Annotated in this window: 9 protein-coding genes; 2 read left to right on the top strand and 7 right to left on the bottom strand. The window is 72.2% G+C overall.

The features are described from left to right. Positions 1-506 precede the first annotated feature (506 nt). Positions 507-1,724, top strand: coding sequence for a LuxR family transcriptional regulator (locus tag EDC02_RS11900; RefSeq protein ID WP_123601996.1), 1,218 nt, complete (start codon positions 507-509; stop codon positions 1,722-1,724). 62 nt (positions 1,725-1,786) lie between these two features. Beyond that, positions 1,787-2,944: an acyl-CoA dehydrogenase family protein gene (locus EDC02_RS11905; RefSeq protein ID WP_123601997.1), complete on the top strand. Its 1,158-nt coding sequence runs from the start codon at positions 1,787-1,789 to the stop codon at positions 2,942-2,944. Positions 2,945-2,977: 33 nt separating this feature from the next. Here the strand turns inward: EDC02_RS11905 and EDC02_RS11910 are convergent, their stop codons facing one another. From EDC02_RS11910 to EDC02_RS11940, 7 genes are all read right to left on the bottom strand, one after another. Continuing rightward, positions 2,978-4,567: an acyl-CoA carboxylase subunit beta gene (locus tag EDC02_RS11910; protein WP_199757838.1), complete on the bottom strand. Its 1,590-nt coding sequence runs from the start codon at positions 4,565-4,567 to the stop codon at positions 2,978-2,980. Beyond that, positions 4,567-5,316, bottom strand: coding sequence for a 3-oxoacyl-ACP reductase FabG (gene fabG / locus EDC02_RS11915; protein ID WP_123601999.1), 750 nt, complete (start codon positions 5,314-5,316; stop codon positions 4,567-4,569). Before fabG ends, EDC02_RS11910 begins: the two co-directional genes overlap by 1 nt. After that, positions 5,313-6,575: a CaiB/BaiF CoA-transferase family protein gene (locus EDC02_RS11920; protein WP_123604721.1), complete on the bottom strand. Its 1,263-nt coding sequence runs from the start codon at positions 6,573-6,575 to the stop codon at positions 5,313-5,315. Before EDC02_RS11920 ends, fabG begins: the two co-directional genes overlap by 4 nt. Before the next feature lie 187 nt (positions 6,576-6,762). Then, positions 6,763-7,389: an NADPH-dependent FMN reductase gene (locus tag EDC02_RS11925; RefSeq protein ID WP_158632163.1), complete on the bottom strand. Its 627-nt coding sequence runs from the start codon at positions 7,387-7,389 to the stop codon at positions 6,763-6,765. Positions 7,390-7,535: 146 nt separating this feature from the next. Next, positions 7,536-8,564, bottom strand: a complete 1,029-nt coding sequence (locus EDC02_RS11930; RefSeq protein ID WP_123602001.1) for an NADPH:quinone reductase — start codon at positions 8,562-8,564, stop codon at positions 7,536-7,538. 78 nt (positions 8,565-8,642) lie between these two features. Then, entirely contained in the window at positions 8,643-9,929 is a 1,287-nt protein-coding gene (locus tag EDC02_RS11935; RefSeq protein WP_123602002.1) for a hypothetical protein, read from the bottom strand. Next, on the bottom strand, positions 9,919-10,749 hold the full coding sequence (locus tag EDC02_RS11940; protein WP_123602003.1) for an arylamine N-acetyltransferase: 831 nt from the start codon (positions 10,747-10,749) through the stop codon (positions 9,919-9,921). The genes EDC02_RS11935 and EDC02_RS11940 overlap by 11 nt, the downstream gene beginning before the upstream one ends. Positions 10,750-10,772 lie beyond the last annotated feature (23 nt).

The raw sequence follows: 10,772 nt of genomic DNA on the forward strand, positions 1-10,772 counted from the left end.
TTGACACCTATCAAGCATTCAGTGTTACCCGGAGTGATAACTACCAGACCTTGCGTATATGGCCCGGCGCCGACTACCGTGGGGCCCGAACGGGGGAAATAGCGATTTACCGATTCACTGTCGACTCATCGACGACCGACATTGCTCAAGCCACGGGCCGGCCTCGATCGGCAGGCCCGGAGGCGGCCACGGAGGAGAGGCCCCAGTGGACGGTTCGTGCCGTCGCACCTCCCGCACGCGGTTCCCGGGCAACGGCCCGGACGACCAGCCCGGACAACCGGGCCGGAATTCCGCGCGGGTGGGCGGCAATTCGAAGGTCGAGAACGCATAGACCACGCATGCGGTCGTTCGATCCCGCTTTGTGATCCACGTTCGCCGGTCCGGGACTTCCGGCGCCCCGTGAGGGTGCCCGGCAGCACGAAATCGAGGAAACGATGACGTCAGAGGCCTCATCCCTCTTGAAAGAACCCACCGGAAGTTACCTCGGGCAGGATGTCCACGCGACGGTGGCGACCATCGTGGCCTCCGCCGCCGCCTGGCGTGAGGGCCGGATCGACTGGTGCCGCGAGCTTGCCCGGCGGGCCGCGTCCGGCCGGGACGACAGCACCGCCGCCGATCGCGACCGCACCCGTCTCGCGCAGGTCTGGCACGCCACTGTCCTCGTCCGCCTCGGCGATCTGCCGCACGGTCGTCAGGAACTGGCCCGCGCGCTGACCCGCGACACGCACGTCCCGAGCGATCGCCTGCTGGCCGCCGCCACGCTGTGCCGATCGGAGATCGCGCTCGCCGTGGGCCGGCTGGACGACGTGGTCGCCGCCGCCCGGGACGGGCTGGTGCTGGCCGAACGGGCGGCCGCGCGCACCCTGCTGCCGCTGGGCCGGACCCTGCTCGCCCAGACCGCGCTGCGGCAGGGCGACATGAACGCCGTCGGCACGTACGTCAACCAGCTCAAGGACGACGCCCTGCTCGGGCACACCCGGTTCATACCGGGCCGGTGCTCGTGGGCCGTCGCCCAGATCCTGGAGGTCCGTGACGGCACCGCCAGCGTCGCGCACCTCATCGAGAGCATCACCACCGACGAGCGCCTGCTGCGGGAACTGCTGGTGGCCAACCCGGCCGCTGCGGCCTGGCTGGTGCGGGCCGCGCTGAAGCTGGACGCCCGGGACCTCGCCGCCCGGGTCGTCTTCCAGGCGCACGGCCTCTCGGTGTGCAACCCGCAGTACCCGCTGCTCTACGCCTCCGCGCTGCACGCCGCCGGGCTCTTCGACGACAGCGCCGAGCGCCTCCTCGCCGCCGAGGACCTCACCCAGGACCCGTGGGCACGAGCCTCGGCGGCCGAGGACGCGGGCCTGCTGCTGTCCGCCCGGGCGTCCGACCAGGACGCCGCCGTGGTGGCTCTCAGCCGGGCCGCCGACGGCTACCTCGACATCGGGGCGTCGCGCGACATGTTCCGGGTCAACAGCAAACTGCGCGACCTGGGCGTACGCCGGCGGCAGGTACCCCGGCTGACCGGGCGGGCCGGCACCAGCGCGGGTCCGCTCACCGACACCGAGTTCGCCGTGGCCGAACTGGTCAGCCAGGGTCTCACCAACGCGGGGGTGGGGAGGCAGCTGTTCATCTCGACGCACACCGTGGCGTTCCACCTGAGGAAGGTGTTCCGCAAACTCGACGTCAGTTCCCGGGTCGAGCTGGCCAGCACCTGGAAGCAGATCGCGACGCCCTGAGCGGCGACGACTATCGAGTTCGGTGATTGTGCCCGGGTGCTTCCGGGCGCGAGTCTGACCTGGTGGACAACGACGATTTCCTCGCGCTGGACGACCAGCTCGACGACGCCGAGCGCTCGGTGCGCGACACCGTTCGCGCGCACGCCACCGAGCATTTCCTGCCCCGTGTGGACGACTGGTACCAGGATGGCGAACTGCCCCGGCAGATCGCCAAGGACCTCGGGAAACTTGGCCTTCTCGGCATGCAGCTCGACGGGTACGGGTGCGCGAACGCCTCGCCGGCGGCCTACGGCGTGGCCTGCCGGGAACTGGAGGCCGTGGACTCCGGTCTGCGCAGCTTCCTGTCGGTGCAGAGCTGCCTGGCCATGTACGCGATCCACCGCTGGGGTGACGACGAGCAGCGCCGGGAGTGGCTGCCCACGATGGCCGCCGGCGATGCCCTGGGCTGCTTCGGGCTGACAGAGCCGGATTCCGGTTCCGACCCGGCGTCGATGCGCACGGTGGCCCGCCGCAACGGCGCCGACTGGGTGATCGACGGGACCAAGGCGTGGATGTCCAACGGGACGATCGCCGACGTCGCGATCATCTGGGCCGGCACCGAGGATGGCCCGCGCGGGTTCCTGGTGCCCACGTCGGCCCCCGGCTACACCGCGACCGAGATCCGGGACAAGCTCTCGCTGCGCGCCTCGGTCTCGACGAATCTGCGGCTGGAGAACGTACGCGTACCCGGCTCGGCCGTGCTGCCGCTGGCCCGCGGGCTCAAAGCGCCGCTGTCCTGCCTCAACGAGGCCCGCTTCGGCATCCTCTGGGGTCTGGCCGGCGCAGCCCGCACCTGCTACTCGGCCGCCCTCGAGTACGCCGGGCGGCGCCACCAGTTCGGACGGCCGATCGCCGGGTTCCAGCTGACCCAGCGCAAGCTCGCCACCATGGTCGTCGAGCTGACGTACGCCGGGCTCACCGCGCTCCGGCTGGCCCAGCTCAAGCGGGCCGGGACGCTGACCCCCGAGCAGATCAGCCTCGGCAAGCTGGCGAACGCGCGCTCGGCGATCGAGGTGGCCCGCGCCGCCCGTACGATCCTGGGAGCCGACGGCATCACGATGGCCCACCCGGTCGCCCGGCACCTGGCCAACCTCGACGCGGTGCTGACCGTAGAGGGCACCGAGGAGATCCACCAGCTGGTCATCGGGCGGGCGGTGACCGGGATCTCCGCGTTCCGCTGACCCGCGAAGGCGGCCGGCTCAGAGCGGCCAGGATCAGAGCGGGATGTTCCCGTGCTTGCGGTCGGGGGTGGCGACCCGCTTGCCCTCCAGCAGGCGCAAGGCCCGGCCGATCTGGCCGCGGGTGTGCGACGGCGGGATGACCGCGTCGACGTAGCCACGGCCGGCCGCCTGGTAGGGGTTGACGAGTTCCTCGTACTCCCGCTCCAGCTCGGCGCGGCGGGCGGCCCGCTCCGCCTCGCCGAGGGCGTCCAGCTCGACCCGGTTGAGCACGCTGACCGCGCCGGACGCCCCGGTCACCGCGATCTGGGCGGTCGGCCACGCCAGGTTGAAGTCGGCGCCGAGGTGCTTGGAGCCCATCACCCCGTACGCGCCGCCGTACGCCTTCCGCGTGATCACCGTGATCTTGGGGACGGTGGCCTCGGCGTACGCGTAGATCAGTTTGGCACCGCGGCGGATCAGCCCGTTCCACTCCTGGTCGGTGCCGGGCAGGAAACCCGGCACGTCGACGAAGGTCACCAGGGGCACGTTGAACGCGTCGCAGGTCCGCACGAACCGGGCCGCTTTCTCGGACGCGTCGATGTTCAGCGCCCCGGCGAACCGGGCCGGCTGGTTGGCGACCACGCCGACGCTGCGGCCGTCCACCCGGCCGAACCCGCAGATGATGTTCGGCGCGAACAGCGGCTGGACCTCCAGCACCTCGCCGTCGTCGAGGACCCGGGCCAGGATCTCCCGCACGTCGTACGCCCGGCGCGACGAGTCCGGGATCAGCGTGTCGAGCTCGAGGTCGGCGGTCGTGGGCTCGGCGGCGGCCGCGGCGCGCGGCACCGGCGGCGGCTGCTCCCGGTTGTTGCCCGGCAGGTGGCCCAGCAGCTTCCGGACGTAATCGAGCGCGGCGGGCTCGTCGGCGGCGAGGTGGTGCGCCACCCCGGTCCGCGTGTTGTGCAGCCGGCCGCCGCCGAGATCCTCCAGGTCGATCTCCTGGCCGGTGGCCGCCCGGACGATGCCCGGCCCGGTGATGAACATGTGGCTGGTCCGGTCGACCATCACCGTGAAGTCGGTCAGCGCCGGGGAATAGACGGCACCGCCCGCACACGGACCCATGATCAGCGAGATCTGGGGTACGACGCCGGAAGTCGCCACGTTGCGCATGAAGATCTCGCCGTAGATGCGCAGCGCGACGACGCCCTCCGGGATCCGCGCTCCCCCGCCGTCGTTGATTCCCACGATCGGGCAGCCGACGCGTACGGCCAGGTCCATCGCCTTGAGGATCTTCTCGCCGCCCACCTCGCCGACCGCACCGCCGAAGACCGAGGCGTCCTGGCTGTAGACGACCACCGGGCGGCCGCCGACCGTGCCGGTGCCGGTGACCACGCCGTCGCCGGCCGGGTGGCGGGTGGCCATGCCGGGGGCGCCGCTACGGTGGGCCGCCAGGGCGTCGATCTCCACAAAGGATCCCGGATCGAGGAGTCCGCCAATGCGTTCGCGCGCGGTGCCGCGGCCCCGGGCACGCTGGCGGGCGACAGCCGCCGCACCCCCGTTGCGCTCGGCTTCCGCCGTACGGTCGGACAGGTCTTTGATCTTGCCGGCGGTGGTGTCCGGCGCGGCGTCCTGATTTTCCCCGATCAGCACACCGGACCTCCCGCCACCTGGACGACTTGCCCGGACACGAACGACGCCCGCTCACCGGCCAGGAACGCCACGACCTCGGCGATCTCCTCCGGCTGCCCGACCCGCCGCAGCGCGATGCCGGCCGCGGCCCGCGCCTGGTGCTCGGCCACGGTCTGCCGCGCCCGGGCGGCCAGCGCCGCGGTCATGTCGGTGGCGATGTAGCCGGGCGCGACGGCGTTCACGGTGATGTTGAGCGGCCCGAGCTCCAGCGCGAGCGTCTTGGTCAGGCCCTCCACGCCCGCCTTGGCCGCCGAGTAGTTCGCCTGCCCGGCGTTGCCGAGCGCCGCGATGCTCGACAGGTTGACGACGCGGCCGGATCCGGCCTTCGCCATGTGGTCGACGACGGCCTGGGTCATCAGGAACGTCCCGCGCAGGTTGACGCCGAGCACCAGGTCCCAGTCGCCGGGCGACATCAGGAACAGGGCGTTGTCGCGCACAGCACCGGCGTTGTTGACCAGCACGACCGGCGGGCCGAGCGCCTCGGCCACGTGTTCGGTGGCGGTCCGCGCCGCGTCGGGGTCGTTCACGTCGGCCTCGACGGCGATCGCCCGGCCCCCGGTGCTGGCGATACGGTCGGCGGTGGCGGTGGCGGTGGCGCGGTCCAGGTCGAGGGCGGCGACCGGCATCCCCTCGGCGGCCAGCCGCAGGGCGATGCAGGCTCCGATGCCCCTGCCGGCGCCGGTCACGATGGCTACCCGGCTCATGCGACCGGGGTGGCTTCGGCGCGGGCCGGCGGGCACCCGACGGCGTCGAGGCCACGCAGCGCGGCGATCCGCTCGTCCGGGTAACCGAGGTCGCGCAGCACCGCCTCGGTGTGCTCGCCCAGCGCGGGCACCGGGCCCATCGGCAGTTCCACGTCGGCGAACGTGAACGGCGGCAGCAGCCCGCGCACGACGCCAGCCGGTGTGCGTACCGGTCGCCAGCGTCGTCGTCCGGCCAGCTGCGGATGGTCCAGCAGGTCGTTGGCGTCACCCAGCCGGGCGTACGCGATACCGGCCCTCTGCAACGACTTCTCCAGCACCGGGCCGGCCAGCCGCGACGTGACCCCGGCGATGAGCGCGTTCAGGGCGGTACGGCCGCGCACGCGGGCCTCGTTCGTCGCCCAGTCCGGGTCGGTCGCGAGGTGCGGCCGGCCGAGCACGTCGCACGCGAACCGCACCCACTCCCGGTCGTTCTGTACGCCGATCATCACGTCTGTCCCGTCGGCGGTCGGGAAGGCGTCGTACGGCGCGACCGAGGCGTGCGACAGGCCCATCCGCTGCGGCGTACGGCCGGTGCCCTGGGCGAAGTAGAGGTGGAAACCCATCCACTCGCTGGTCGCCTCCAGCATGGAGATCTCCAGCTGGACGCCGAGGCCGGTCGTCGTACGCCGGAGCAGAGCCGCCAGCACCGACGAGAGCGCGTACATGCCGGCGGCGATGTCGGACGCGGGGAAACCGGCCTTCGCGGGCCGGTCGGGCGAGCCGGTCACCGAGATCAGGGCGGCCTCGCTCTGCACCAGCATGTCGTATGCGCGGCGGCTCTCGTACGGGCCGCCGGTGCCGTAGCCCGACATGTCGACGGTGACCAGGCGAGGGTGCCGGGCGCGCAGGGCGGCCGCTCCGAAGCCGAGCCGTTCGGTGGCGCCGGGCGCGAGGTTCTGCACGAAGACGTCGGCGGTGGCGATCAGCCCGGCGAGCACCTCGCGTCCGCCCGGCGTCTTCACGTCGAGCGCCACGGATTCCTTGCCACGGTTGAGCCAGACGAAGTGGCTGGACTGGCCCTTGATCGTCGAGTCGTAGCCGCGGGCGAAGTCGCCGCCCTCCCGGCGTTCGACCTTGATCACCCGGGCACCGAGGTCGCCGAGATGGCGGGTGGCGAGCGGCGCGGCGACGGCCTGCTCCAGCGCCACGACCGTGACCCCGGCGAGCGGCAGGGGCGCCCGCTCGACGGCGGTGGGAGCGAGTGGCGGCTGAGGGTCCATGAAGGCGGCTCCGATCGGCTCCGGAAGCGCCGGGACCCGGTCCGAGCAGGCAATCCGCGGCGCGGGACGTTGTCTGAACGGTACGTCCGGGCCGCCGCGGCCGGGCATCCCTCGACCTGACAGTGCGCCCGGGCCGGCCGTGATCGGGAACGGCCGGTCCGCGGGAGTGCCGGTCAGTGGGCCGGTTTCAGCGGGACGGCGGCGTGAGGAACGCCCGCAGCGCGGTGGCGGCGTGCCGTCCCGCGTCGTGCTCGACCGCCTCGGCCAGCGCGCGCAACTGGGCGGTGGCGATCCGCTGGGTGAACGGGTCGACAATGGTCGTGGTGATCTCGCCGGTCGTCTCGTCCTTGACGTTCTGCAGGCGGGTGCCGGCCTCGTTGACGATGAGGTTGGGCCCCGATATGACGTGGGCGTGGCAGTCGTGCAGCACGCGGCTGAGGTCCGCCATGCAGTTACGGCCCAGGTTGCGACCCGGCGTCGCCACCATGACGCACACGCTCTTGCCGAGCAGGGCGGCGCTGGGCACCGGACGGGAGGCCCAGTCGACGGCGTTCTTGACCACGCCGGGGATCGAGTTGTTGTACTCCGGGGTGGCGATCAGGAGACCGTCCGCCTCCTCGATCGCCGTACGCCAGCGGCGCACCGGCTCGGGCGGGTCCTCGACGTCGAGGTCCTGGTTGTAGTGCGGGAGGTCGGCGAGGCCGTCGAAGACGTCGAACTCCATGGTGGCGGGCGCGACGCTCGGCAGGGCTCGTAGGAGCTGGGTGTTGAAGGATTCCTGACGCAGCGATCCGGACAGCGCGAGAATTCGCAACGGGATGACTCTCTTCCTGGAGCGGAGTGTGCCGCCTGCATTGACCATGCAGGTAACCAGGGCGAATGGGGTAAGTCTGAAAGACCGCGAAACTCTACCATGCTCGGGGCGAAACCGCCATGCGAATATCGCGTTCGGTGATCGACTCAGAACGTTGCGACATCCACCAATACCTTGCCGACCGATCCGGACTGCACCGCGTCGTGTGCCTCCGCCGTACGTTCCAGCGGGAAGCGCAGCACGGGCAGGCCCGAGTCCGCCCCGACGGTCAGGGCTTCGGCCGTCACCGCGGCGGCGACGTCCGTGACAGCGATCTCCTTAGCGGCGGCCGGTAACGTCGTGCCGAGGACGAACTGGTAGCGCACGTTGCGTCCCATGAGGACAGCGGTCGGCAGGGTGACCTGACCACGGCCCTCGGTCGCATAGGCGGCGACGGTCCCGGCCGGGGCGAGCACCTGCTGATCCACTTCGGCGTACGCCGAAGGCGCCACCTGCACGATCAGGTCGACTCCGTCGGGGGCCGCCGCGCGCACGTCCGCCACCGCCGTGTCCGCGCGGTAGTCGACGGTGTGCCGGGCTCCGGCCGCCCGCGCGCGCTTCTCCTGCTCGGGACGGCTCGCCGTGGCGATGACCTCGGCACCGCTCCACGCCGCGAGCTGGATCGCCGCGTGGCCGAACGTGCCGGTGCCGCCGACCACCAGGACCCGGCGCCCGGTCAGCGCACCCGGGCCCAGGCGATCGGGCGCACCCCACATGGCGAGCAGGCAGGCGTGCGCCGCCACGGCCGGCAGCCCGATCCCGGCGCCAGTCTCGTCCGACACGTCCGGCGGCAGCCCGACCGCCTGGCGCTGCGGGACGACGACGTACTCGGCGGCGGTGCCACCGGGGCGGCGCCAGGCCGCGTCCCACAGCCACACGCGCTGCCCCACCCGCCCCGGGTCGACTCCCTCGCCGACGGCGTCGATCACCCCGGCGCCGTCGTGGTGCGGGATGACCTCCGGGTACAGGAGCCGGCCCTGGACGTGGCCGAACTGGCGGCACTTCCAGTCGGTGGCGTTGACGCCGGAGACCCGCACCCGCACCCGCACCTCGCCGGGACCGGGCGACGGCGTCGGCCGCTCGGTCAGTTCGAGGACGTCGCTGGCACCGACCGAGGTATAGATGATGGCCTTCACACCGGTGACGCTAGGAGCGGCCTCCGTGCCGCACAACGGCTGTGGCACGGTACTACCAGCACTGGGGATGCGGGCCGGTCACCCCACCGGCGCAGGCACCCGGTCGGCCAGGCGGTCGAGGGTCCCGCGCACGTGATCGTGGATCCCGGTCATCTGCGCGGTGGTGAAGCACTCGGTGCTGTACGGCATCTCGATGCTGAGCCGCCCGTGGACGGTCATCGGCGACGCGAGCACCGGACCCTGCCCGAAGTCCGGGTTCCACTTACTGTTCACGGCGAACTTGCGCGTGTCGACGATCTCCAGACCGGGTGGCGACGCCGGGCCCTCGATCCGCCCGACGTTGGACAGCATCAGGCTCGACGCCCACACCGCCGGATGGGTCATCAGCCGGTCGAGGGCCTGCAGCTCCAGGGCGGGGCCGCCACGCTCGACCGCCTCCCACAGATCGGTGCCCAGCCAGTTGCCCAGCAGCACCAGGTCGGCGTCGCGCGGCACGGCGGCCAGCGTCTGGTGCCACGCGGCGGCCGGAACCATCTCCTCGTGGCCGAACGGCGTCACGACGCGGTCCCGCAGGTCGACGGCGTTGAAGCAGCCGAGGCGGTGGTCGTCGAACTCCGGGGGAAGCTGGTCGCGCAGGGCCGACAGGAGGGCCGCGGCGACGTAGCCGTTGAGCGGCACCCCGGCGTCCTTGGCCCCGGCCAGCACCCGGGTCGTCTCGTCGCGGGTGAGCAGGAGGCGGCAGGAGGTCATCGCACCTTCCCGCGGCGGTTCCTTGCCGTCCTGAGCCGCCAGGAACGGCAGCAGCGCCACCGGTGCCCCCTCCGCGCGTTCGAGGCGGCGCCGCACGTGGGCGTCGAGCTCCTCGTCGGTACGCGGCGGCAGCAGGTCGTCGATCGGCGCCGGCCAGTCCTCGCGCGGGGCGGCGGGCGGCTCGTAGGTGCCGGCCTGGATCTCGGCGTAGTAGCGCCAGAGGCGGTAGCACAGCTCGTTGGCGCTGCGCCCGTCGCAGATCGCGTGGTCGACGCCGAGCACCAGCGTGTCCTCGCCGTCGCCGGTGAGCAGCACCGCGCGCACCAGCGGGCCGCCGATCGGCAGCGGGCTGTTGTACTCGCGTACCTGCGCACCGGGACCGTCCGGCCGCACGGCCAGCCGGGGCAGCTCACCGGGATCCAGCGGGGTGAGGAACCAGCGGTCGCCGTCGCGCGTGATCCGGCTGCGCAGCGAGGGCTGACCGGCCAGTGCGGCGCTCAGCGCGCGGTCCAGCAGGGCGGGATCGACTCCGCCACGCACCGTGCAGATGGTCAGGGCCTGGGTCCGGATCTCCCCGACGTACATGAGTTCCGAGCGGGACAGTTCACGGCGCATGACGTTCCTGTTCTGTCCAAGGAGGCACGGCCGGTGCGAGGATGCGGTCGCGTACGGCGGGCCACTCCTCGTCGGTCAGCGTGCGGGTCTTCTCGATGCCGCCGCGCACGGTCAGCAGTCGCAGTCCTTTGAGGATGGTCTGGCCGTCGTCGGTGGCGCGGCTCCACAGCCCCGGGCCGTCCGGATCGGGCGGGACGGTCAGCAGGGCGTTCGCCGCTTTCTCGAACGGCCGCCACTCCGGCAGCTCCCGCGGCTCGGGGCTGACCCGGTAGACCGTGTTCCAGCGGCCGAGCCGGGGGCGGCGCCGCAGGACCAGACCGTCGCCGTCCGGTTCGAAGCGGTACCGGCAGCCGTGCCGTACCTGCTCGCCGGTCTCCCCCAGCCGCAACGGCGCGAGGAACGAGGGGCCGGCGTACCCGACGTCGGCCAGCCACGTGTCCCCGCCGGCCCGGACGTACAGCAGCATGTGCTCGATCTCGACGCCGTACGCCTCGGCGCCCTCCAGGGTGGTCCCGGCGAGCAGCCCGGCCTCGAACCCGAGGTCGCGCAGCAACCGCAGGAAGAGCCGATTCAGGTGTACGCAGCCGCCACCACCGCCCGCGACAACGACCGGGTCGAACGCGGCGTCCAGGTCCAGGTCGACCACCTCGACCACGGCACCGTCGCGGCGCGGCACCGCGAACGATCCGGTGCTGCTGAACGGCAGCGCCCGCATATGCCGCTCGTGCAGCATGACCAGCGTGTTGAGGCTCGGCCCGGCGCGGTGGACCGGTTCACTGCCGAGTCCCAGGCACCGCAGGTAGGTGTCGGTGTCGTACACGGGTGGCCTCCCGGTTGTCGATG

Source organism: Micromonospora sp. Llam0 (genome assembly GCF_003751085.1).
GTDB lineage: Bacteria > Actinomycetota > Actinomycetes > Mycobacteriales > Micromonosporaceae > Micromonospora_E.